This window comes from Enterobacter cloacae complex sp. P42RS, assembly GCF_014930595.1.
Classification (GTDB): domain Bacteria; phylum Pseudomonadota; class Gammaproteobacteria; order Enterobacterales; family Enterobacteriaceae; genus Enterobacter; species Enterobacter bugandensis.
This window is the reverse complement of sequence record NZ_JADBRK010000015.1, coordinates 84,556-107,151: the sequence shown is the minus strand read 5'-3', so window position 1 is coordinate 107,151 and position 22,596 is coordinate 84,556. Positions and strand designations below refer to the sequence as shown.

General features: G+C 57.3%; 19 protein-coding genes. 10 read left to right on the top strand and 9 right to left on the bottom strand.

What is annotated here, in order from left to right; translation table 11 throughout:
• Positions 1–196: 196 nt before the first annotated feature.
• A complete protein-coding gene (bcp, locus tag IM314_RS16975; protein ID WP_032659360.1) occupies positions 197–667 on the bottom strand; it encodes a thioredoxin-dependent thiol peroxidase in 471 nt (156 codons plus the stop codon).
• Positions 667–1,236, bottom strand: coding sequence for a glycine cleavage system transcriptional repressor (locus IM314_RS16970; protein WP_028014022.1), 570 nt, complete (start codon positions 1,234–1,236; stop codon positions 667–669). The genes bcp and IM314_RS16970 overlap by 1 nt, the downstream gene beginning before the upstream one ends.
• Positions 1,237–1,381: 145 nt before the next feature.
• Between IM314_RS16970 and dapA the strand changes: the two genes are divergently transcribed.
• The 6 genes from dapA to ypfH all read left to right on the top strand — a co-directional run bounded on the left by dapA (position 1,382) and on the right by ypfH (position 7,839).
• A complete protein-coding gene (dapA, locus tag IM314_RS16965; protein WP_028014021.1) occupies positions 1,382–2,260 on the top strand; it encodes a 4-hydroxy-tetrahydrodipicolinate synthase in 879 nt (292 codons plus the stop codon).
• Between the two features lie 16 nt (positions 2,261–2,276).
• A complete protein-coding gene (gene bamC / locus IM314_RS16960) occupies positions 2,277–3,311 on the top strand; it encodes an outer membrane protein assembly factor BamC (RefSeq protein ID WP_153656535.1) in 1,035 nt (344 codons plus the stop codon).
• A gap of 109 nt (positions 3,312–3,420) precedes the next feature.
• On the top strand, positions 3,421–4,134 hold the full coding sequence (purC, locus tag IM314_RS16955; protein ID WP_023332985.1) for a phosphoribosylaminoimidazolesuccinocarboxamide synthase: 714 nt from the start codon (positions 3,421–3,423) through the stop codon (positions 4,132–4,134).
• 120 nt (positions 4,135–4,254) lie between these two features.
• Positions 4,255–5,124 (top strand): neutral zinc metallopeptidase, encoded by an 870-nt coding sequence (locus IM314_RS16950; RefSeq protein WP_041908778.1) that lies wholly within the window; start codon positions 4,255–4,257, stop codon positions 5,122–5,124.
• Positions 5,124–7,070, top strand: coding sequence for a tRNA(Met) cytidine acetyltransferase TmcA (locus IM314_RS16945; protein WP_193358997.1), 1,947 nt, complete (start codon positions 5,124–5,126; stop codon positions 7,068–7,070). Before IM314_RS16950 ends, IM314_RS16945 begins: the two co-directional genes overlap by 1 nt.
• A gap of 73 nt (positions 7,071–7,143) precedes the next feature.
• Positions 7,144–7,839, top strand: coding sequence for an esterase (ypfH, locus tag IM314_RS16940; protein ID WP_193358942.1), 696 nt, complete (start codon positions 7,144–7,146; stop codon positions 7,837–7,839).
• Positions 7,840–7,877: 38 nt separating this feature from the next.
• Here the strand turns inward: ypfH and IM314_RS16935 are convergent, their stop codons facing one another.
• Genes IM314_RS16935 through IM314_RS16925 form a run of 3 tightly spaced genes read right to left on the bottom strand, consistent with a single transcriptional unit; the run spans position 7,878 to position 9,587 of the window.
• Positions 7,878–8,075 (bottom strand): YpfN family protein, encoded by a 198-nt coding sequence (locus IM314_RS16935; protein WP_013098222.1) that lies wholly within the window; start codon positions 8,073–8,075, stop codon positions 7,878–7,880.
• 24 nt (positions 8,076–8,099) lie between these two features.
• A complete protein-coding gene (gene dapE, locus IM314_RS16930) occupies positions 8,100–9,227 on the bottom strand; it encodes a succinyl-diaminopimelate desuccinylase (RefSeq protein ID WP_028014016.1) in 1,128 nt (375 codons plus the stop codon).
• Between the two features lie 3 nt (positions 9,228–9,230).
• On the bottom strand, positions 9,231–9,587 hold the full coding sequence (locus IM314_RS16925) for an ArsC family reductase (protein ID WP_028014015.1): 357 nt from the start codon (positions 9,585–9,587) through the stop codon (positions 9,231–9,233).
• A gap of 387 nt (positions 9,588–9,974) precedes the next feature.
• On the opposite strand from IM314_RS16925, the gene ypfM reads away from it, so the two are divergent.
• A complete protein-coding gene (ypfM, locus tag IM314_RS16920; RefSeq protein WP_015572204.1) occupies positions 9,975–10,034 on the top strand; it encodes a protein YpfM in 60 nt (19 codons plus the stop codon).
• A gap of 108 nt (positions 10,035–10,142) precedes the next feature.
• Here ypfM and acrD read toward each other — a convergent pair whose 3' ends face one another.
• The gene (acrD, locus tag IM314_RS16915) at positions 10,143–13,256 is read right to left on the bottom strand and encodes a multidrug efflux RND transporter permease AcrD (RefSeq protein ID WP_028014014.1); all 3,114 of its coding nucleotides are present in this window, start codon (positions 13,254–13,256) and stop codon (positions 10,143–10,145) included.
• A gap of 142 nt (positions 13,257–13,398) precedes the next feature.
• Positions 13,399–15,093, bottom strand: coding sequence for a nitrate/nitrite two-component system sensor histidine kinase NarQ (gene narQ / locus IM314_RS16910; protein ID WP_193358943.1), 1,695 nt, complete (start codon positions 15,091–15,093; stop codon positions 13,399–13,401).
• A gap of 236 nt (positions 15,094–15,329) precedes the next feature.
• Between narQ and nudK the strand changes: the two genes are divergently transcribed.
• Entirely contained in the window at positions 15,330–15,920 is a 591-nt protein-coding gene (gene nudK, locus IM314_RS16905; RefSeq protein WP_047364146.1) for a GDP-mannose pyrophosphatase NudK, read from the top strand.
• A gap of 109 nt (positions 15,921–16,029) precedes the next feature.
• Positions 16,030–17,073: a DUF1176 domain-containing protein gene (locus IM314_RS16900; RefSeq protein ID WP_193358944.1), complete on the top strand. Its 1,044-nt coding sequence runs from the start codon at positions 16,030–16,032 to the stop codon at positions 17,071–17,073.
• 23 nt (positions 17,074–17,096) lie between these two features.
• Here IM314_RS16900 and tkt read toward each other — a convergent pair whose 3' ends face one another.
• Both tkt and tal read right to left on the bottom strand, forming a co-directional pair.
• Entirely contained in the window at positions 17,097–19,085 is a 1,989-nt protein-coding gene (tkt, locus tag IM314_RS16895) for a transketolase (RefSeq protein WP_193358945.1), read from the bottom strand.
• A gap of 19 nt (positions 19,086–19,104) precedes the next feature.
• Positions 19,105–20,055 carry a transaldolase gene (gene tal / locus IM314_RS16890; protein WP_028014009.1) on the bottom strand — a complete coding sequence of 317 codons (951 nt, stop codon included), beginning with the start codon at positions 20,053–20,055 and terminating at the stop codon, positions 19,105–19,107.
• A gap of 246 nt (positions 20,056–20,301) precedes the next feature.
• On the opposite strand from tal, the gene maeB reads away from it, so the two are divergent.
• A complete protein-coding gene (gene maeB / locus IM314_RS16885; RefSeq protein ID WP_193358946.1) occupies positions 20,302–22,581 on the top strand; it encodes an NADP-dependent oxaloacetate-decarboxylating malate dehydrogenase in 2,280 nt (759 codons plus the stop codon).
• Positions 22,582–22,596: the final 15 nt, after the last annotated feature.

The window sequence follows — 22,596 nt, the reverse complement described above, 5'->3', positions numbered from 1 at the left end:
GATTTACAGCCGGACCAGGACATCGCTGTAAGTTATTCATTTCTCTGAAGCAATGTTCATCGCTTCAGGAAAAAAATTACTGGGGATTCCTCAGCCCACGGGGAAAGGGGGCAAACACTAAAAACGGTAGCATGCGCTACCGTTTTGCATTTACCTTGTAGGTCGGATAAGGCGAAGCCGCCACCCGACACTCACTTCAGGCGCTTGCTTTCAGCCAGTTCAACACCACGTCGTGGTGGTTGCTGGTTTTGAAGTCGTCAAACACATGTTCAACTTTACCGTCAGCGTCAATCAGGAAGCTGATGCGGTGAATGCCGTCGTAGGTTTTACCCATAAAGGTCTTTTCACCCCAGACGCCGAACTGCTCGCAGACCTGGTGATCTTCGTCGGATAGCAGCGTGAAGTTCAGCAGCTCTTTTTCCGCAAATCGTGACAGCTTTTCTGGTTTATCCGTGCTGATTCCCAGCACTTCCACGCCGACTTTCTTCAACTCGTCCATGTTGTCGCGTAAGCCGCAGGCCTGTACGGTGCAGCCGGGGGTCATGGCTTTCGGGTAGAAATAGACCAGAACACGCTGTCCCTGGAAGTCGGTCAAATTTACTTGCTCACCGTCTTGATCCGGTAAGCTAAATTTCGGTGCGATGTCACCGGCTTTCAGTGGATTCATTACTCAACTCCATCCTGTTCGTGCTGCGAATAATTGACGACGCTTATACTGCCCTGCGCGTTTAATTCTGTACAGAGGGCTTTGAACGCTTGCTCGATATTTGACGCATCCTGCGAGGCAGGGCTGTGTGCGGTAATTTGAATAAAGAGCGTGGGAACGGTGCTTTCGTCGCCCGGCTGCGTGCGGGAGACGAGTTCGGCAATGTTCATCTGATGGCTGTCGAACAGCGCGGTAAAGCGCTCAATCAGATGCGGAGAATCAGGGACTTCAACCTGCACCCAGACGGTCGCGGGCATGGCCGGACGCGGGCGCGCGGTGGTGCGCTTCATGACGATCAGCAAATCCAGCTCCGCGCCTTTCAGCGGCAGGGTGGATTCAATAAGGGTAATGGCATTCCATGTTCCGGACAGCAGCATGATAAACGTGAACTCTTCGCCGAGCATCGCCAGGCGGCTGTCTTCGATGTTACAGCCGCAGCTGCTCACGTGACGGGTGATGGTGTTCACGATACCCGGCCTGTCGGCACCCAGCGCGGTGATAACCAGGTAATGTTGTGATGAGGTTGTCAAACCTGTTCTTCCTTTGCATGGTTAAGTCTTCCTAAGGAAAGCATAAAAAAAACGTGCATACAACCGCCAGAGGGCCTCAGGTCGCTTGCTTTTATTACAGTTCCAAACGTACCATTGAGGCTCTTGTTCGCACAGAGGATGGCTCATGTTCACGGGAAGTATTGTCGCGCTTGTTACACCGATGGATGAAAAAGGTAATGTCTGCCGGTCCAGCATGAAAAAGCTGATTGATTACCATGTCGCCAATGGAACCTCGGCGATCGTTTCGGTAGGGACTACCGGTGAATCTGCAACGCTGAGCCATGAAGAGCACGGCGATGTGGTTATGCTGACCCTGGAACTGGCTGACGGACGTATTCCGGTCATTGCGGGGACAGGTGCTAATGCGACCGCAGAAGCGATCAGCCTGACCAAACGTTTTAACGACAGCGGCATCGTGGGCTGTCTGACGGTCACCCCTTACTACAACCGTCCTACTCAGGAAGGTTTGTTCCAGCACTTCAAAGCCATCGCTGAACATACTGACTTGCCACAAATTCTGTATAATGTGCCGTCCCGTACCGGCTGCGATATGCTGCCGGAAACCGTAGGTCGTCTCTCGGAAGTAAAAAATATTATCGGTATTAAAGAGGCGACAGGGAACTTAAGCCGCGTTCATCAGATCAAAGAGCTGGTTTCAGACGACTTTATCCTGTTGAGTGGTGATGATGCGACCTCGCTGGACTTTATGCAGCTTGGTGGTCATGGCGTGATCTCCGTAACGGCGAACGTTGCGGCGCGCGATATGGCTGAAATGTGCAAACTGGCCGCAGCCGGTCACTATAATGAAGCGCGTGTCATTAATCAGCGTCTGATGCCGTTGCACAATAAATTATTTGTCGAACCCAATCCGATCCCAGTGAAATGGGCGTGTAAGGAGTTGGGGCTTGTAGCATCCGATACGCTGCGTTTGCCAATGACACCGATTACCGACCACGGTCGCGACATCGTCAGGGCAGCGCTGAAGCATGCCGGTTTGCTGTAAAGTTTAGGGAGATTTGATGGCTTATTCAGTACAGAAGTCGCGCCTGGCGAAGGTTGCGAGTGTTTCGCTTGTTATACTGCTCGCTGCCTGTAGTTCAGACTCGCGCTACAAGCGCCAGGTGAGCGGTGATGAATCCTATCTGGATGCGACCCCGCTTGCTGAACTTCATGCACCGGCTGGTATGATCCTGCCGATTCAAAACGGCGATTATAATATTCCCGTGACCAACGGCAGCGGCCTGGTTGGTAAAGCGCTTGATATTCGTCCGCCAGCACAGCCTCTGGCGCTGGTAAGCGGGGCGCGTACCCAGTTCACCGGTGATACGGCGTCTCTGCTGGTTGAAAGCGCGCGCGGAAGCAATCTGTGGCCACAGGTCGTCAGCGTTATTCAGGCGAAGAATTACACCATTGATAAGCGCGATGACGCCAGCCAGACGTTAACCACCGACTGGATCGAGTGGAACCGTCTTGATGAAGATCAGCAGTACCGTGGACGCTATCAGGTCTCCGTGAAACCACAGGGTTACCAGCAGGCGGTTAACGTTAAGCTGTTGAACCTGGAGCAGGCGGGTAAACCGGTTGCGGATGCCGCCTCTATGCAGCGTTACAGCACTGAAATGCTGAACGTGATCGCCGCAGGTCTGGATAAGACCGCTACCGATGCCGCCAACGCCGCGCAGAACCGTAACGGCGTCACTTACGACGTTCAGAGCGGCGCGGATGACACCGGCCTGCCAATGCTGGTGGTGCGTGCACCGTTTAACCAGACCTGGCAGCGCCTGCCAGCGACGCTGGAAAAAGTGGGCATGAAAGTGACCGACAGCACCCGTTCAACCGGCAGCATGACGGCGACCTATAAGCCGCTGTCCGACAGCGCGTGGCAGGAGCTGGGCGCCAAAGATCCTCAGCTTGCCTCCGGTGATTACAAGATTCAGGTAGGTGACCTCGATAACCGCAGCAGCCTGCAGTTTATCGATCCAAAAGGTCACACGCTGACCCAGGCGCAGAACGATGCACTGGTCGCTGTCTTCCAGGCAGCATTCAGCAAATAAATACGAGGGCGGGTTAATCCCGCCCTTTTTATTTTCGTGCTACGCAAACGTGTGCGTGGCATAATATACCCCGTTTTGAACGCAAATTATCACACCAGGAGTAATGAAGATGCAGAAGCAAGCTGAGTTGTATCGTGGCAAAGCGAAGACCGTATACAGCACGGAGAACCCGGATCTGTTGGTGCTCGAGTTCCGCAATGATACGTCAGCAGGGGATGGCGCACGCATTGAGCAGTTCGATCGTAAAGGCATGGTGAACAACAAGTTCAACCACTTCATTATGACCAAACTGGCCGAAGCGGGTATCCCGACCCAGATGGAAGCGTTGCTGTCCGATACGGAATGTCTGGTGAAAAAACTGGATATGGTTCCGGTTGAGTGCGTGATTCGTAACCGTGCGGCAGGCTCCCTGGTGAAGCGTCTGGGCATTGAAGAAGGTATCGAGCTGAATCCACCGCTGTTCGACCTGTTCCTGAAAAACGATGCCATGCACGACCCAATGGTCAACGAATCCTACTGCGAAACTTTCGGCTGGGTGAGCAAAGAGAACCTGGCGCGCATGCAGGAACTGACCTACAAAGCCAACGACGTGCTGAAAAAGCTGTTTGATGACGCGGGCCTGATCCTCGTCGACTTCAAGCTGGAGTTTGGTCTGTTCAAAGGTGAAGTGGTGCTGGGCGACGAGTTCTCCCCGGACGGCAGCCGCCTGTGGGATAAAGAAACCCTGGATAAAATGGATAAAGACCGTTTCCGTCAGAGCCTGGGTGGCCTGATTGAAGCGTACGAGGCGGTAGCTCACCGTTTAGGCGTTAAGCTCGACTAAGTTCCTCAGTTGCCAAAGGATGTTCGCATCCTTTGGCGTCTTACCTTTGTTTCCTATGGTAATCTTGCCGTTAACCGCCTACGATCATAGCTATTATTAATGGAATAGTTCGAGGTGGTTATGCGCTGGCAAGGGCGTCGTGAAAGTGACAATGTAGAAGACAGACGCAGTGATGGTGGCGGCGGTCCTTCAATGGGCGGGCCCGGCTTCCGCTTACCCAGCGGCAAGGGCGGTATCATCCTGCTGATTGTGGTGCTGGTCGCAGGTTACTACGGGGTCGACCTCACCGGTCTGATGACCGGTCAACCGCTGCAGCAGCAACAGCATTCTCAGCGCTCCATCAGCCCGAATGAAGATGAAGCGGCCAAATTTACTTCCGTTATTCTCGCCACAACTGAAGACACCTGGAGTCAGCAGTTCGAGAAGATGGGGCGCACCTACCAGCAGCCTAAGCTGGTGATGTACCGGGGCGCAACCCGCACCGGATGCGGTACCGGGCAATCTGTTATGGGGCCATTCTATTGCCCGGCAGACGGCACCGTCTATATCGATCTCTCTTTTTACGATGACATGAAACGCAAGCTTGGCGCTGACGGTGATTTTGCTCAGGGCTACGTTATCGCGCATGAAGTCGGCCATCACGTGCAAAAGCTGCTGGGGATTGAGCCCAAAGTGCGCCAGCTTCAGCAGAACGCGTCTCAGGCCGAAGTGAACCGCCTTTCCGTCAAAATGGAACTGCAGGCGGACTGCTTCGCGGGCGTCTGGGGCCACAGCATGCAGCAGCAGGGCGTGCTGGAATCCGGGGATCTTGAAGAGGCATTAAACGCGGCTGAGGCCATCGGCGACGACCGTTTGCAGCAGCAGAGCCAGGGTCATGTCGTGCCGGACAGTTTCACTCACGGTACGTCACAGCAGCGCTACAGCTGGTTCAAGCGCGGCTTTGACAGCGGCGATCCGGCCCAGTGTAATACCTTCGGCAAAGCCATGTGATGGTGTCGTTTGAACATCTGACGCGCGAGCTTGAGCGTACCGGGCACCGCCGTCTGGTGGTGCTCACTGGCGATGAACAATGGACGTTGAGCCAGGCGGCTGGCCTGCGTGATGCCTTGCCGGGAGACTGGCTGTGGCTGGAGGAGAATCCCTCAAAAGCCGTTAGCGGGATGCTGGGGCGCGAATACCTGCACGCCGTTTTTGACGCGCGTGCCGGGTTTGATGTCTCAGCCTTTGCCGCACTCAGCGGGACGCTGCGCGCCGGAAGCCTGCTGGTGCTGCTGGTGCCGCCTCTCGCTGACTGGGCCGACAGGCCCGACGGCGATTCCGTGCGCTGGAGCGACAGCGCGGAACCGATCGCCACCCCGCGCTTCGTTCACCATTTTTGCCGGACGCTTGCCGCCGATGCGGATACGATCGTCTGGCAACAGCATCGTCCTCTCTCTCTTCCCGCTGCGCCGGATTCGCCCGCCTGGCAGCCAGCCAGCGGCGAGCCGCAGCGCGAGCAGGCGGAGATCCTCGACGCGCTTCTGACCATGCCTGCGGGCGTCGCTGCCGTGACGGCACCGCGGGGGCGCGGAAAGTCAGCCCTGGCGGGGATGCTGCTCAACAGCATTCAGGGGAGTGCGGTGGTCACTGCACCGGCCAAAGGGGCAACGGATGTCATTGCGCGCTTCGCTGGCGAGCGTTTTCACTTTATGGCCCCGGATGCGCTGCTGGCCTCCACGACAGAAGCCGACTGGCTGATTGTTGATGAAGCCGCAGCCATCCCCGGCCCGCTGCTGGACAAGCTGGTGTCGCGCTTTCCCCGCGTGTTGCTGACCACCACGGTCCAGGGTTATGAAGGCACGGGCAGGGGGTTTCTGCTCAAGTTCTGCGCCCGGTTCAGCGGGCTGCGGCGCTATACCTTAACCATCCCCATTCGCTGGGCGGCCGGGTGTCCGCTTGAGCGGATAGTGGCGAATACGCTGCTGTTTGACGACGCGCTTATTGACCGCAAACCGGAAGGTGACGTGCGTTTACGGTCGCTAGAGCCGCAGATGTGGGAGAGCGACCCGGCGCGCGTGGCAAGCGTGTATGAACTGCTGTGTGCCGCGCACTACCGGACGTCCCCGCTCGATTTACGCCGGATGATGGACGCCCCCGGCCAGCACTTTGGGGTTGCACACGCGGGGGCGGATATGGCGGGCGCGCTCTGGCTGGTGGAAGAGGGGGGATTGCCCCCCGATCTGAGCCGCGCGGTGTGGGCGGGCTTTCGTCGTCCTCGCGGGAACCTTGTGGCGCAGTCACTGGCGGCGCACGGCGGGTCGCCTCTTGCGGCGACGCTGAAGGGGCGGCGGATTAGCCGTATTGCGGTGCATCCCCACCGTCAACGGGAAGGCATCGGCCAGCGGCTTATTCGCAGCGTCAGCGGTGAAGATTATCTCTCGGTAAGCTTTGGCTATACCGACGAGCTGTGGCGTTTCTGGCGGCAGTGCGGCTTTGTGCTGGTGCGAATGGGCAGCCATCGGGAAGCCAGCAGCGGGTGCTACACGGCGATGGCCTTATTGCCGCATAGCGAGGCCGGGCACCGCCTGTGCGCGCAGGAGCACCAGCGCCTGTGTCGTGATATGCGCGTTCTTTCAGCCTGGAACGGCGAAAAGATCCCGGTGACCGATGCCTGGGAAGCTACCCTTAATAGTGACGACTGGCTGGAGTTGGCGGGATTTGCCTTTGCGCACCGGGCATTTTCAACCTCGGTTGCTGCCCTGACGCGGCTGGTGTTAGCTACAGACATGCCGCTTCCGGCGCTGCGCGGGAAAATAGAGGGTAAGACGGAGGAGATGGGGCGAAAAGCGCTGCTGGCTAAACTGCGGAGTGAAACCGCGCAAGCGCTTGAGAGCCTTGATTATTCCCGCTGCCAGCAGCTGAAAGCCGACATTTTGCAATGGCAATTTTTTCAATGACTTCTTCAGTAAAGTGGCATGGTCATTACCCCGCAGAGGCGTAAAATCCTGCTCATCAATTAAGGAGACCGCCATGAAACACGACCATTTTGTTGTTCAAAGCCCTGACAAACCGGCTAAACAGTTACTGCTCCTGTTTCATGGCGTGGGCGATAATGCCGTCAATATGGGACAGATTGGCCGCTGGTTTGCGCCCGTTTTTCCGGAAGCATTGATCGTCAGCATCGGCGGCGTGGAGCCGTGCGGTCCAGACGGACGGCAGTGGTTCACGGTTCAGGGCGTGACGGAGGAGAACCGTCAGGCGCGCATTGATGCGATCATGCCCACGTTTATCGACATCGTGCGCTACTGGCAGCAGCAGAGCGGCGTAGGCGCTGACGCAACGGCGCTGATTGGCTTCTCGCAGGGGTCAATCATGTCGCTGGAAAGCGTAAAAGCGCAGCCCGGTCTGGCTTCACGCGTCATCGCCTTTAACGGGCGTTATGCAACGCTACCGACAAGCGCGACCACGCAGACCACCATCCATCTCATTCACGGTGGTGAAGATCGGGTGATTGAGCTTTCGCATGCGGTAGCTGCCCAGGAAGCGCTGGTGCGTGAGGGTGGGGATGTGACGCTGGATATTGTTGACGATCTGGGCCACGCGATCGACGACCGCAGCATGCAGTTTGCGCTCGACCATCTGCGCTATACCGTGCCGAAGCACTACTTTGATGAAGCGCTCAGCGGCGGTAAGCCGAATGATGATGATATTGTTGAGTTTATGTGAGGTTATCCCCTCTCCACAGGAGAGGGGATACAGACCGATTACTTCTTCTGGTCTTTCTTCGGCCAGTCGTCGTCATCGTCCCACTTGTCGTTAAAATCACGGTGCGGCGGGAGATCCGGCTTATTCGCGAGAAACTTTTTGTGGTCAACGCGCTTAAGGTCTTTAATCACGTTCAGCAGTACGCCGACCAGAAACACCAGCACCAGAATCCACCAGTACTTTGCAAGCCAATCCATTCGCTATTCCTCTCTGAGCGCTCGTCAGGCGACGAGTTGCTCCATAATACGTTGATACATGCGGGCCAGCAGTTGTAAATCGGCTGCGTTCACACACTCGTTGATTTTGTGAATCGTCGCGTTAACCGGACCCAGTTCGACAACCTGTGCACCCATGCGGGCGATAAAGCGTCCGTCTGAGGTGCCGCCCGTCGTCAGCAGCTGCGGCTTAATTTCATTATAGTGCTCAATGGCGTTCACCACCGCATCCACCAGCTTGCCGCGCTGCGTCAGGAACGGCTGGCCGGAAAGCCACCAGTCAACGGTGTAGCGCAGGTTGTATTTTTCCAGCAGAGCGACAACGCGCGCTTTGATCGTCTCGTCGGTCAGTTCGGTACTGAAGCGGAAGTTGAACTGGACGAAGAAATCTCCCGGGATGACGTTGTTGCTGCCGGTTCCGGCCTTGACGTTGGCGATCTGCATGCTGGTCGGCGGGAAGAACTCGTTGCCTTTATCCCACTCGATGCCTACCAGTTCGTTCAGCATTGGCGCGGCGCGGTGGACCGGGTTATCGGCCAGATGCGGGTAGGCCACATGCCCCTGAACCCCATGTATGGTCAGGTTACAGGTCAGCGAGCCGCGGCGACCATTTTTGACGACATCACCCACCACTTCGGTACTGGACGGCTCGCCGACCAGACAGTAGTCAAGACGTTCATTGCGCGCCATCAGCGCCTCAACGACCTTCACGGTACCGTTATGGGCGCTGGCTTCTTCATCGGAGGTGATCAAGAACGCGAGACGGTTTTTGTGGTTCGGATGCTGAGCCACAAAGCGCTCTGCCGCCACAACCATTGCCGCCAGCGAACCTTTCATGTCTGCCGCGCCGCGGCCGAAGAGCATGCCATCGCGGATGGTCGGCTCAAACGGCGGATTAATCCAGCGATCAGCGTCACCCGCGGGAACGACGTCAGTGTGCCCGGCAAAAGCCAGCGTTTCGCCCTGGCCACGCCACGCCCAGAAGTTCTGGGTGTCGCCAAAATCCATGCGCTCAACGGTAAAACCGATGGCGCGCAGGCGCTCAATCATTAATGCCTGACAACCTGCGTCGTCCGGGCTAAGGGAGGGACGGCGAATAAGCTGTTGAGTCAGCTCAATGACCGGGCATGACATACACTACACCTCTACGAAAAAGTCAGAATAAAGGGTTTCACTGAAACCCAGCAGCATAGGCTGACCTGGCTTGCAGAGCAATGGGCGTTTGATAATTGCCGGCATGTCGAGCATCAACTTTGCCGCGCTGTCGGCGTCTTTGATGCTGGCGCGCACGGATTCGTCCAGCTTACGCCAGGTGGTGCCGCGGGTGTTCAGCAGCGCTTCCCATCCCAGTTCGTTAATGGCGGTATGCAGAAATTCTGCATCAAGCCCGTCGGCACGATAATCGTGGAAGCGGTACTCGACGTTATTAGTTTCCAGCCAGCGGCGTGCTTTTTTGATGGTGTCGCAATTTTTAATGCCGTACATCACAACCATGTTGAATCCTTTTGCTCTTATGGCGATTAAACGTTCAGTAAATTCGAAGATATATCTTTAGGTGGAATATAACACACTCAGGAATGCTCTGGATTTACACTGCTTCTTAATTCAACTCACACTTGTACGCTGAATATAGTTTCACCATTTAAGCATAGATGTCCACCGTGTTTAAATTCTGAATAAACTCAGCGCGTAAAATAAAACTCACCCGTTCGTAGGGTTATTTCAAAATATTGCTGGCCGTCACACAAAATTTAAACTCCTCCGTTCATATTTATCATAAATCCCCAACGGTGGCGGGGTACAATCACAGCGATTGGTTAAACAGTCTTCACAATGATGATACGTTTTCGTAGAATGCGCATAATAATAAGAGAGGTTGTTATGATTGAACGTGAACTGGGGAACTGGAAAGATTTTATCGAAGGCATGCTTCGTAAATGACATTCAGTAAGAATTGCAAGAGCACAAAAATAAGTAAAATAACCATAGTGTGAATTAATCACACAATAAAAAGGCGGCCGATTAAGCCGCCTTTTTTATGACTGCGGGTTATTCCTGTCGCTCCCGGAGCGGGAAGCGACGACGCACCAGCACAAAGAACAGCGGCACAAAATAAATCGCCAGGATGGTGGCCGAAATCATCCCCCCCATGACGCCGGTACCCACCGCATGCTGGCTGCTTGAGCCTGCACCCGTGCTGGTTGCCATCGGCAGTACGCCAAAAATAAACGCCAGTGAGGTCATCAGGATCGGACGTAGGCGCTGGCGGCAGGCGTGCAGCGTGGCGGCCATCAGCTCGTGGCCTTTGGCATTCATCTCGTTGGCAAACTCAACGATCAGAATGGCGTTTTTCGCCGACAAGCCGATCACCGTAAGTAGCCCCACCTGGAAGTAAACGTCGTTCTCCAGGCCGCGCATCCAGGTCGCCAGCAGCGCACCGATAACCCCAAGCGGCACCACCAGCATGACCGAGAACGGAACCGACCAGCTCTCATACAGCGCGGCAAGGCAGAGGAAGACCACCAGCAAAGAAAGCGCATAGAGGGCAGGGGCCTGCGCCCCGGAGAGACGCTCCTGGTAAGACATGGCCGTCCATTCCAGACCAAAACCGGCTGGCAACTGCTGCACCAGTTTTTCCATGGTGTCCATGGCGGTACCGGTGCTGACGCCCGGCGCGGCTTCCCCGACGATTTCAACTGCCGAATAGCCGTTATAGCGCTCCAGGCGCGGCGAACCGCTCTCCCAGCGCGAGGTGGCAAAGGCGGAGAAGGGGACCATCCCGCCAGAATTATTGCGTACAAACCAGCGGTTAATATCATCCGGCAACATGCGGAACGGCGCGGCTGCCTGGACATACACTTTTTTCACGCGGCCGCGATCCATAAAGTCATTTACGTAGCTTGAGCCCCATGCGGTTTGCAGGGTGTCGTTGATATCGTCGATCGACACGCCCAGCGCCTGAGCTTTACGCTGGTCGATATCCACCTGAAGCTGCGGGCTGTCGTCAAGACCGTTGTGACGAACGCGGGTCAGGCCGGGATCTTTCCCTGCTAGTTCTAGCAGCTTATCGCGCGCGGCCATCAGGGCCGAGTGGCCCGCGCCGGCGTGATCCTGCAGCTCCATATCAAACCCGGCGGAACTGCCCAGGCCGCTGATCGCGGGCGGGCTGCTGGCAAAGACGCGCGCCTCTTTAATGCGGGCAAACGCTTTGGTTGCGCGTTCAATGATGGCGAACGAGGTTCCCGTTCTGGCGTCGCGTTCGTCCCAGTCTTTCAGGCGGACAAACATGCGGGCGACGTTCTGCCCGTTCCCGCCCGGGCCGGAGCCGACGGTAGAGAAGACCGAAACAACGTTATTTTTCTCTTTGGTGAAGAAGTACTGCTCAACGTTCTGAACCACCTTCAGCGTCTGCTGCTGGGTGGATCCGCTCGGGAGCTGCACCGAGGTGATGAACATCCCCCGGTCTTCCTGCGGCAGGAACGAGGTGGGAAGATGCAGGAACAGCCACACCATGCCGCCCAGCAGCACAACGTAAATCATCATCCAGCGCAGGCTGCGGTGTAGCACTTTGCCGACGGCAGATTCATACCGCTCGGCGTTGCGGTTGAACATGCGGTTAAACCAGCCGAAGAACCCTTTCTGGCCGTGATGTTCCCCTTTGTGCAGCGGCTTAAGGAGGGTGGCGCAGAGCGCGGGAGTGAGGATCAGCGCCACCAGTACGGAGAGCACCATCGCCGAGACGATGGTGATTGAGAACTGACGGTAAATCGCCCCGGTTGTACCGCCAAAGAAGGCCATCGGGATAAAGACCGCCGACAGCACCATCGCGATACCGACCAACGCCCCCTGAATTTGTCCCATCGATTTACGCGTCGCCTGACGCGGGGAAAGCCCCTCTTCGCTCATGATGCGCTCGACGTTTTCGACCACCACGATGGCATCGTCAACCAGCAGACCAATCGCCAGCACCATGGCAAACATCGTCAGGGTGTTGATGCTGTAGCCGAACGCGTAAAGCACCGCAAAGGTGCCCAGCAGCACCACCGGGACGGCAATGGTGGGGATCAGCGTTGCGCGGAAGTTTTGCAGGAACAGGTACATGACCAGGAACACCAGGGCGATCGCTTCCAGCAGGGTTTTGACTACGTCCTCAATCGAGGCTTTAACGAAGGAGGTGGTTTCATAGGCGACTTTGTACTCCAGCCCGTGCGGGAAATACTGCGACAGCTCATCCAGACGGTCCAATACCAGCTTCGCCGTCGCCATTTCGTTTGCGCCGGAGGCCAGCTTAATTCCCAGTCCAGAGGCCGGGTTGCCGTTAAAGCGGCTCAGGTAATCGTATTTCTCCGCACCCATTTCCACCTTAGCAACGTCGCCCAGACGCACTTCTGAGCCATCCTGATTCACGCGCAGGGTGATGTTGCGGAACTGGTCCGGGGTCTGAAGCAGAGATTGCGAATTAATGGTGGCGTTCAGGGCCTGTTTATCGACGGAAGGCGTGCCTCCCAGTTGCCCTACGGCAATTTGGGCGTTCTGTGCTTTGATGGCGTCCGTCACGTCGGTCGCCGTCATCTGATAGCTGTTCAGCTTGTTGGGATCCAGCCAGATACGCATCGAGTACTGTGAGCCGTAGGCGTCGATATCCCCCACGCCGTTAATACGGCTGAGCGGGTCCTGAATATTACTGGCGACGTAGTCCGCAATGTCCTGTTTATCCATTGAGCCATCGGTGGAGACAAACGCGATGGTCAGAATGTTGGTATCACCGGTTTTACGCACGGTGACGCCCTGGTTCTGCACGGCCTGGGGCAATTTACGCATGGCCGACTGCAGCTGGTTTTGTACCTGCTGCACCGCTTCGTCCGGGTCGGTGCCCGCCTCAAAGCTCAGGGTAACCGTGGCCTGTCCCGTGGCGCTGCTTTGGGAGGACATGTACATCAGGTTATCGAGACCCGTCATGTTCTGCTCGATAACCTGCGTCACGGTATTTTCCAGCGTTTGTGCGGACGCGCCGGGGTAGTTTGCTGTGACACGCACGTTAGGCGGTGCCAGATCGGGATATTGCTCAACGGGAAGAGAAGTAATCGCCAGGACACCTGTCAGACACAACAGGATGGCAAGCACCCAGGCAAAAATGGGGCGATCGATGAAAAAATTCGCCATGAAAGTGTGACCTCGTTTTGCTGCACGTCATTATTGTTTATTGCCCGCATCACTTTAGCGGTAAGGCCCAGGCCAAACGTGGAGAAATAAAGGAGATAATGTAAATTATCATGCGCTTTTCCCGGCGCTTCCCCCTTTACCGTTATTTACCTGTTAACGGCGCGGGTGCGGGGAACGTCACGCTGACCTGCGTGCCGCCGTTTTGCGGCTGCGAGAAGTGCAGCATTCCGCCGAGCCGTTGCGCGCGTTCTCGCATAATGTTCAACCCGTAGTGTCCCGGCGGCTCGCTGGCCTCGCCAATCCCGATGCCGTTGTCGCGAATGCTGACGCTGTGCGTGCCGTCCACGGCGGTCACGCAGCTGACGGTGATCTCGCTGGCCTGCGCGTGCTTAATCGCATTCAGGACGGCCTCCCGCACGATCTGCAGCAAATGCACCTGCTTCTGCGCGTCAAGCGCCAGGGTGGAGAGGCGGCAGTCGAGGTGCAGCTTCGCCTGCGTCTGGCTCTGCAGGGCATCGAGAGACTCCTGCAGCGCCGCGGGTAAATTCGCATGGTTTAGCGTCAGGCGGAAGGTGGTCAGCAGCTCGCGCAGTTGCTGCCAGGCGTTGTTCAGCTCGCGGGAGAAGTCGGTGATGATCGTCTGCGCGGTGGCATTTTCCGCCGGCACGGCGTGTTTAAGCAGCGTGAGCTGGATCCGCAGATAGGAGAGTACCTGCGCCAGCGAATCATGCAGCTCGCGGGCGATGGTGGCGCGCTCCTCCATCAGCAGCAGCTGCTGGTAATGCTTCTGCGCCTGGTTAAAGTACAGCCCACGTCCGAGCATGGTCGCCACGCTTCTCATCAGCGGAAGAGGAACGCTGCCCGTCTCGCTTTGCCAGCGCAGCTCGCCGTAGAGGGTATCCTGCATCAGCACCGGCAGGGTTTGCAGAGAAATGCCGCTCACCTCTGTTCCTTCACACAGCCGCCAGTCGTCGCTGGTGCGTAGCTCCAGGTAATTCATCTGCGTGTATTCATGCACAATCTGCAGAATATGCCGGAAGCACAGGCTGTCTATCTGCCCGGTATTCAGCGCCTGGGAGCATTTGAACAGCATGTCGAGCTGCTGGTGGGCTTCATGCAAATGCCGCGTCTTTTCCGCGACGGAGGCTTCGAGCGACCGATAGAGAGTATGTAGCTCGCCCGACATATGATTGAAGGCGCGGGAGAGCTGGCCCAGCTCGTTGGGGAGCGCGGTGTCCGGCGCCGGGGTGGTAAATTCCCCTCGCTCAATGCGTTCGCTGGCGGCCACCAGGTTGTTCAGCGGCAACACCACCTGGCGACGGATGCGCCGCAGGGTAAACAGCGTCAGCATCAGGATCCCGAGCGCGCCAGCCAGAGAGAGGAGGGTCACCGTCTGGATTTTATTTTCGGTGTAGTGCTGGAGGGCGAGCACAAAGGCATCAATGCGGCCGACAAAATCCTCAATGTGAGCGTCATACCATGCGCTGTCGCTGCGGGCGATGTGCTTGTCCATGTCCAGCCAGGCCACATGCAGCTGCTGATAGCGCGCCTTGACGTTGTCTGGGACGTACCAGCGGTTCAGCTTCTCCAGGGAAGGCGCGCTTAACGTTCGCTGCCAGTTCTCACGATGCGCCATAAGGGAGGGGCTGTTGCGCTGCATCTCGTAGCCGAGGCGGTAGCTCTGCATGCGCAGCGAGCCCGCAATGTTGATAGCTTCGGCGTCACGCTGGCTGCTGGCAAGCGTCAGCAGCGCGACGGTGCTGGTCAGCACGGACAGGGCAATGATCGAAAATAAAGCCCAGGCAAGGCTTCCGGAAACGGGGCGTTTAACGGTCACGGAACGGATCTCTGCATAAAATGGCTCAGCCACAGGTCATGGGCAGTTGTACATTGCCTGATAACGCGGTGGCGAGCAAATAGCTTATTCATACTAAAGATAAGGTTATTGATCCAAAAGCCGCTTTGGGCATTAACCTGAAATCTGGCGAGAAGTAACGCGCCGCCTGAGCCGACGGACGACAAAGCGGGCTTCACGGGGTAGTATAAACAGACTCATTTAGCCGTGGAGCCCGTATGTCCCTGAACATTACCGTTATCAAAGACAAAATCCTTTCTGAAAATTACTTTGTCCTGCGTAACATCACTTACGATTTAACCCGTAAGAACGGTGACGTGATTCGCCACAAACGCGAAGTCTACGACCGGGGCAATGGGGCAACCATTCTGCTGTATAACCGTGAAAAGCAAAGCGTAGTGCTGATTCGCCAGTTTCGGGTCGCGACCTGGGTCAACGGCAATGCGGACGGGCGCCTGATTGAAACCTGTGCCGGCCTGCTTGATGACGATGAGCCGGAAGTCTGCATCCGCAAGGAGGCCGTTGAGGAGACCGGTTTTGAAGTGGGGGAGGTGCAAAAAGTCTTTGAGCTTTTCATGTCCCCTGGCGGGGTGACCGAGCTGGTCCATTTCTTCATTGCGGAATACACCGATGCCCAGCGCACGCATCGCGGCGGCGGCGTGGAGGATGAAGACATTGAAGTGCTGGAAATGCCTTTCACCCAGGCCGTTGAGATGGTGAAAAGCGGCGAGATCCGCGACGGTAAAGCGGTGATCCTGTTGCAGTATCTGCAAACCAGCGGCTTAATGAATCCTAAACCGATGCCGTGATAACGTGTATTTCAGATAAATCTATCCGATAAATCCGATTGAGCTCGCCCGCCCTGGGCACGAAGATACGCCCCAGATTGACCTTTTCGTTTCCGGGGCTGTGCCATTCATGCGCTACTGCGTTTTGCTTCTCTTCTTTTTCTGCGTGCTACCCGCGCCTCTGGTGTGGGCTGCGCCCGCGCAGCAGTCTTTTTCAGACTGGCAGGTTACCTGCAATAACCAGAATTTTTGTGTTGCCCGGAATACCGGCGAGCATCGCGGTCTGGTCATGACGCTGACCCGTAGCGCAGGCGCGAAAACGGACGCCAGCCTGCGCATCGATCTCGGCGGGCTTTCGGCCCCGCCGGTTAAAGAGCCTGACATTGCCCCGCGCCTGCTGCTCGACAACGTTCCGTTAAAGCTCAATTCGCAGCACTGGCAGTTAACCCCCTGGCATCTCAAAACTGACGATGCGGGTACCATCACCACGTTTCTGAAAAACATTCAGGAAGGGCAGGCGCTGACCCTGCGCGGGGGGAAGCAGACGATTTCGCTGGTCGGTCTGAAGGCGGCGCTGCTGTTTATCGACGCCCAGCAGAAGCGCGTTGGCAGCGAAACGGCATGGATTAAAAAAGGAGATAGCCCGCCGCTGAGCGTGCCTCCTGCACCGGCATTAAAAAAGGTGGCCGTGGTGAACCCGACGCCGACGCCGCTGACGCATAGCGAGCTGAACGATCTGCTGGATTATGGGACGTGGCGGATGAACAACAGCCAGTGCTCGCTGGATCCTAACCGTCGTGAAGTACGCGTCACTGCATTAACGGATGACAAAGCGCTGTTGATCGTCAGCTGTGAAGCGGGGGCCTATAACACGGTCGATCTGGCGTGGCAGGTCTCACGTAAAAAACCGTTCGCCGCCCGTAGCGTCAGGTTACGTCTGCCGTTCACCCCCTCCAGCCAGAGCAGCGATATGGAGCTGATGAACGCCCGCTTCGATGAGAAAACGCGCGAGTTGACGACACTGGCGCTGGGACGCGGTATTGGAGACTGCGGGATCCAGACGCGCTGGCGTTTTGACGGCCAGCGTTTTCGCCTGGTACGCTACGCGGAAGAGCCAAGCTGCGATAGCTGGAATGGGCCAGATGCCTGGCCCACGCTGTGGATCACTCGCTAGTTTTGCCGGATGGCGCTGTCGCACTACAACACGCTCAGCGCTTTCTCCACCACATTCTCAACGGTAAAGCCGAAATACGGGAACAGCTTGTCGGCAGGAGCGGATTCACCGTAACCCCGCATGCCTACAATTGCCCCTTTCAGCCCCACGTACTTATACCAGTAGTCGGCAATACCCGCTTCCACCGCCACGCGCGCCGCAACGCTGGAAGGCAGCACCGATTCCCGATACGCCTCGTCCTGGGCGTCAAAAATATCCGTAGAAGGCAGAGATACCACGCGCACCGCGTGACCTTCGGCGGTCAGCTTCTCCGCCGCTTTCACCGTGATTTCCACCTCGGAACCGGTGGCAATCATGATCACGTCCGGCTTGCCGCCGCTGTCTTTCAGGATGTACCCGCCACGGGCGATGTTTTTTACCTGCTCCGGCGTGCGCTCGATCTGCGCCAGGTTCTGGCGCGACAGGATCAGCGCCGTGGGCCCGTTATGACGCTCAACGGCCAGCTTCCAGCCCACCGCGGCTTCCACCTGATCGCACGGACGCCAGGTGCTGAAGTTTGGCGTTAGGCGCAGGCTCGCCAGCTGCTCTACCGCCTGGTGCGTTGGGCCATCTTCCCCCAGCCCGATGGAGTCATGGGTGTAGACCATGATCTGCCGGGCCTTCATCAGCGCCGCCATACGCGCCGCGTTTCGGGCGTACTCGACGAACATCAGGAAGGTGGCGGTGTAGGGCACGAAGCCGCCGTGATGGGCGATGCCGTTAGCAATCGCGGTCATCCCAAACTCGCGCACGCCGTAGTGGATGTAGTTCCCGGCAATGTCTTCCTTCAGGGATTTAGAGCCTGACCAGATGGTCAGGTTGCTTGGCGCCAGATCCGCCGAGCCACCGAGCAGCTCAGGCAGGAGAGGGCCAATCGCGTTCAGGGTGTTTTGCGATGCCTTACGGGTAGCGATTTTCGCCGGGTTGGACTGCAGATTTTCAATCAGCGCCTGGGTTTTATCGTCCCAGTCTTCCGGCAGGCCGCCGCTCATGCGGCGGGAAAACTCGGCGGCCAGCTCCGGGTGCGCTTTTTTGTAGGCAGCAAATTTTTCGTTCCAGGCCTGCTGCGCTTTTTCACCCGCTTCGCGCGCATCCCATGCTCTGTAGATCTCTTTCGGGATCTCAAACGGCGGATATTTCCAGCCCAGTTTCTGGCGGGTTAACGCCACTTCCTCTTCGCCCAGCGCCGCGCCGTGCGCCTCTTCTTTGCCCGCTTTGTTCGGCGAGCCGAAGCCAATGGTGGTACGGCAGATAATCAGGGACGGTTTGTCCTTCACGCTCTGCGCTTCCTGAATCGCTTTTTTCACCGCTTCCGGATCGTGGCCGTCAATCTCGTGCACCACGTGCCAGTGATAGGCCTCAAAGCGTTTTGCCGTGTCGTCGGTAAACCAGCCCTCGGTTTCCCCGTCGATGGAGATGCCGTTGTGGTCATAGAAGCCAATCAGCTTGCCGAGCCCCAGCGTGCCCGCCAGCGAGCAGACCTCGTGGGAGATCCCTTCCATCAGGCAGCCGTCGCCCATAAAGACGTAGGTGTAGTGATCGACAATCTCGTGGTCGGGCTGGTTGAACTGCGCGGCCAGCGTACGCTCGGCAATTGCCAGGCCGACGGCATTCGCCAGCCCCTGGCCCAGCGGGCCGGTGGTCGTTTCCACGCCCGGCGTATAGCCGATCTCCGGGTGGCCCGGCGTTTTGGAGTGCAGCTGGCGGAAGTTTTTTAACTCCTCAAGCGGCAGGTCGTAGCCGGAAAGGTGCAGCAGGCTGTAAAGCAGCATCGAGGCGTGACCGTTGGAGAGAATAAAACGGTCGCGGTCGTACCAGGTTGGGTCAGTGGGGTTGTGCTTCAGGAAGTCGTTCCACAGCACTTCGGCAATATCGGCCATCCCCATCGGGGCGCCAGGGTGGCCGGAATTGGCTTTTTGTACGGCATCCATGCTGAGGGCGCGAATGGCGTTGGCGAGCTCTTTACGGGACATAGTTCACTCCGTGGCAAGGTTAAAGTTTGGCGGCGAGAAGATCTTCGAGTTTTCGCTGGTCGACGGCGAACTGGCGGATGCCGTCCGCCAGTTTTTCCACGGCCATAGGGTCCTGATTATGCTCCCAGCGGAACTCCGCTTCGGTCATGGCTTTCGGTTTTGGCAGGACGGTAGAGGTCGGCACCAGCTTGCGGATCACCGTTTCGTCGCTCTCCTGCAGCTTTTTCAGCAGGTCAGGGGAGATGGTCAGACGGTCGCACCCTGCGAGCGCGAGGATCTGCTCGGTGCGGCGGAAGCTGGCGCCCATCACGATGGTTTCGTAGCGGTGTTGCTTGTAATAATCGTAGATATTACGCACCGACTTCACGCCCGGATCCTCTTCCACCACGTACGGGTCCATCGGCTGTTTCGCCTGATACCAGTCGTAGATGCGCCCGACAAACGGCGAGATCAGGAATACGCCCGCTTCGGCACAGGCGCGCGCCTGGGCAAAGGAGAACAGCAGCGTCAGGTTGCAGTGGATCCCCTCTTTTTCCAGCACCTCTGCCGCGCGGATGCCTTCCCATGTGGACGCGAGCTTGATCAGAATGCGTGACTTATCGATCCCCTGTTCCTGGTAGAGTTCCACCAGGCGGCGCGCTTTGTTAATACTCTTTTCCTGATCGAATGAGAGGCGGGCATCCACTTCGGTCGACACGCGCCCCGGAATGCTTTTCAGAATTTCCGCACCAAAATTAACCGCCAGCTTGTCGCTGGCTTCAGCAACCTGCTGCTCCTGCGTTTTCCCGCGCTGTTTACCGTAGGCAATCGCGTCGTCAATCAGATGGCTAAAATGGGCAAGCCCCGCCGCTTTCAGAAGCAGCGAAGGGTTGGTGGTCGCGTCCTCTGGCTGATAGTGGCGAATCGACTCGATATCGCCGCTGTCTGCAACCACGGTGGTGAACTGTTTGATGCCGTCTAGCTGGTTCATAAATAATTACTCCTTGGAAATAAAAGAGTTAGATGAGTGCGTTAGTTCACACTTCTGAGAAAATCATGATGGACTTAACAAAAAAGCATAGCAGACGGGGCAGGCATTGCTTTTGAGACGGGTAACATGGCTGTTATAAATTGATAACAATTTTTAATGTGTGATGGTGAGAGTTTGGCAGCCTTCAAAGTTTATGCGCTGCTCAGCGGCGATACTATCTGACCGATACGTAAAAGGAATAACAAGATGGACGATCAGTTAAAACAGAGTGCCCTCGATTTTCACGAGTTCCCTGTCTCCGGTAAAATTCAGGTCTCCCCAACCAAGCCGCTGGCGACCCAGCGCGATCTGGCGCTGGCCTACTCGCCGGGCGTGGCTGCGCCGTGTCTGGAGATCGAAAAAGATCCGCTGGCGGCCTACAAATACACCGCGCGCGGTAACCTTGTCGCCGTTATCTCTAACGGTACGGCGGTGCTGGGCCTGGGCAACATTGGTGCCCTGGCCGGTAAACCGGTGATGGAAGGGAAGGGCGTACTGTTTAAGAAATTTGCCGGTATCGACGTGTTCGATATCGAAGTGGACGAACTCGATCCCGATAAGTTCATCAACGTGGTGGCCGCGCTGGAGCCGACCTTCGGCGGGATCAACCTGGAAGACATCAAAGCGCCGGAATGTTTCTATATCGAGCAGAAGTTGCGCGAGCGTATGAACATTCCCGTGTTCCATGACGACCAGCACGGCACGGCGATTATCAGCACCGCTGCCATTCTCAACGGCCTGCGCGTGGTGGAGAAAAATCTCTCCGACGTGCGCATGGTGGTCTCCGGCGCGGGCGCGGCGGCCATCGCCTGTATGAACCTGCTGGTGGCGCTGGGGATGCAGAAACACAATATCGTGGTCTGCGACTCTAAGGGCGTTATCTACAAAGACCGCGAGCCGAACATGGCGGAAACCAAAGCGGCGTATGCCGTGGAAGATGACGGCAAGCGCACGCTTGAGGACGTGATTGACGGCGCGGATATCTTCCTCGGCTGTTCAGGCCCGAAAGTGCTGACCCAGGAAATGGTGCAGAAAATGGCGCGCGCGCCGATGATCCTGGCGCTGGCGAACCCGGAACCGGAAATCCTGCCGCCGCTGGCGAAAGCGGTGCGCGAAGACGCCATTATCTGTACCGGCCGTTCGGACTACCCGAACCAGGTGAACAACGTGCTCTGCTTCCCGTTCATCTTCCGCGGGGCGCTGGACGTTGGCGCGACGGCGATCAACGAAGAGATGAAGCTTGCCGCCGTTCACGCCATCGCTGAGCTGGCGCACGCTGAGCAGAGCGAAGTGGTCGCCTCCGCGTACGGGGATCAGGATCTGAGCTTTGGCCCGGACTACATCATTCCAAAACCGTTCGATCCGCGCCTGATTGTCAAAATTGCGCCAGCCGTTGCCAAAGCGGCGATGGACTCCGGCGTGGCGACGCGTCCGATTCAGGATTTCGACGCGTACGTCGATAAGCTCACCGAGTTTGTCTACAAAACCAACCTGTTTATGAAGCCGATCTTCTCTCAGGCTCGCGCAGACGCGAAGCGCGTGGTGCTGGCGGAAGGGGAAGAGGCGCGCGTGCTGCACGCCACGCAGGAACTGATCACCTTAGGGCTGGCGAAGCCGATCCTGATTGGTCGTCCGAGCGTGATCGAGATGCGTATTCAGAAGCTGGGCCTGCAGATTAAGCCGGGCGTGGACTTTGAGATCGTTAACAACGAATCCGATCCGCGCTTCAAGGAGTACTGGAACGAATATTACGCGATCATGAAGCGTCGCGGGATCACCCAGGAGCAGGCGCAGCGGGCGGTGATCAGCAATACTACGGTCATCGGCGCGATCATGGTCCATCGCGGCGAGGCGGATGCGCTGATCTGCGGCACCATCGGCGATTACCACGAGCACTTTAGCGTGGTGCAGGAGATCTTCGGCTATCGCGACGGCGTCCATACCGCCGGGGCGATGAACGCGCTGCTGCTGCCGAGCGGCAACACCTTTATTGCAGATACCTACGTGAACGACGATCCAACCCCGGACGAGCTGGCGGAGATCACCGTGATGGCCGCCGAGACCGTGCGTCGCTTTGGTATTGAGCCGAAGGTGGCGCTGCTGTCGCACTCAAACTTTGGTTCGTCCAAATCCGCGGCGGCGTGCAAAATGCGCCAGACTCTGGAACTGGTGCGCGAGCGTGCGCCGGAGCTGATGATTGACGGGGAAATGCACGGTGATGCCGCGCTGGTGGAGAGCATCCGCAACGAACGTATGCCGGACAGCCCGCTGAAGGGATCGGCGAACATTCTGATTATGCCGAACGTGGAAGCGGCGCGTATCAGCTACAACCTGCTGCGCGTCTCCAGCTCTGAAGGGGTGACCGTAGGACCGGTGCTGATGGGCGTGGCAAAACCGGTGCACGTGTTAACGCCGATTGCCTCCGTGCGCCGTATCGTGAATATGGTGGCGCTGGCGGTGGTTGAGGCGCAGACGCAGCCGCTGTAAGGGCGCGTGTGCTTA

What these genes read in the sequence shown, in the direction of transcription:
- bcp (WP_032659360.1), bottom strand. Translation starts at nt 667, where the DNA reads ATGAATCCACTGAAAGCCGGTGACATCGCACCGAAATTTAGCTTACCG.
- dapA (WP_028014021.1), top strand. Translation starts at nt 1,382, where the DNA reads ATGTTCACGGGAAGTATTGTCGCGCTTGTTACACCGATGGATGAAAAA.
- bamC (WP_153656535.1), top strand. Translation starts at nt 2,277, where the DNA reads ATGGCTTATTCAGTACAGAAGTCGCGCCTGGCGAAGGTTGCGAGTGTT.
- purC (WP_023332985.1), top strand. Translation starts at nt 3,421, where the DNA reads ATGCAGAAGCAAGCTGAGTTGTATCGTGGCAAAGCGAAGACCGTATAC.
- IM314_RS16950 (WP_041908778.1), top strand. Translation starts at nt 4,255, where the DNA reads ATGCGCTGGCAAGGGCGTCGTGAAAGTGACAATGTAGAAGACAGACGC.
- IM314_RS16945 (WP_193358997.1), top strand. Translation starts at nt 5,124, where the DNA reads ATGGTGTCGTTTGAACATCTGACGCGCGAGCTTGAGCGTACCGGGCAC.
- ypfH (WP_193358942.1), top strand. Translation starts at nt 7,144, where the DNA reads ATGAAACACGACCATTTTGTTGTTCAAAGCCCTGACAAACCGGCTAAA.
- IM314_RS16935 (WP_013098222.1), bottom strand. Translation starts at nt 8,075, where the DNA reads ATGGATTGGCTTGCAAAGTACTGGTGGATTCTGGTGCTGGTGTTTCTG.
- dapE (WP_028014016.1), bottom strand. Translation starts at nt 9,227, where the DNA reads ATGTCATGCCCGGTCATTGAGCTGACTCAACAGCTTATTCGCCGTCCC.
- IM314_RS16925 (WP_028014015.1), bottom strand. Translation starts at nt 9,587, where the DNA reads ATGGTTGTGATGTACGGCATTAAAAATTGCGACACCATCAAAAAAGCA.
- acrD (WP_028014014.1), bottom strand. Translation starts at nt 13,256, where the DNA reads ATGGCGAATTTTTTCATCGATCGCCCCATTTTTGCCTGGGTGCTTGCC.
- nudK (WP_047364146.1), top strand. Translation starts at nt 15,330, where the DNA reads ATGTCCCTGAACATTACCGTTATCAAAGACAAAATCCTTTCTGAAAAT.
- IM314_RS16900 (WP_193358944.1), top strand. Translation starts at nt 16,030, where the DNA reads ATGCGCTACTGCGTTTTGCTTCTCTTCTTTTTCTGCGTGCTACCCGCG.
- tkt (WP_193358945.1), bottom strand. Translation starts at nt 19,085, where the DNA reads ATGTCCCGTAAAGAGCTCGCCAACGCCATTCGCGCCCTCAGCATGGAT.
- tal (WP_028014009.1), bottom strand. Translation starts at nt 20,055, where the DNA reads ATGAACCAGCTAGACGGCATCAAACAGTTCACCACCGTGGTTGCAGAC.
- maeB (WP_193358946.1), top strand. Translation starts at nt 20,302, where the DNA reads ATGGACGATCAGTTAAAACAGAGTGCCCTCGATTTTCACGAGTTCCCT.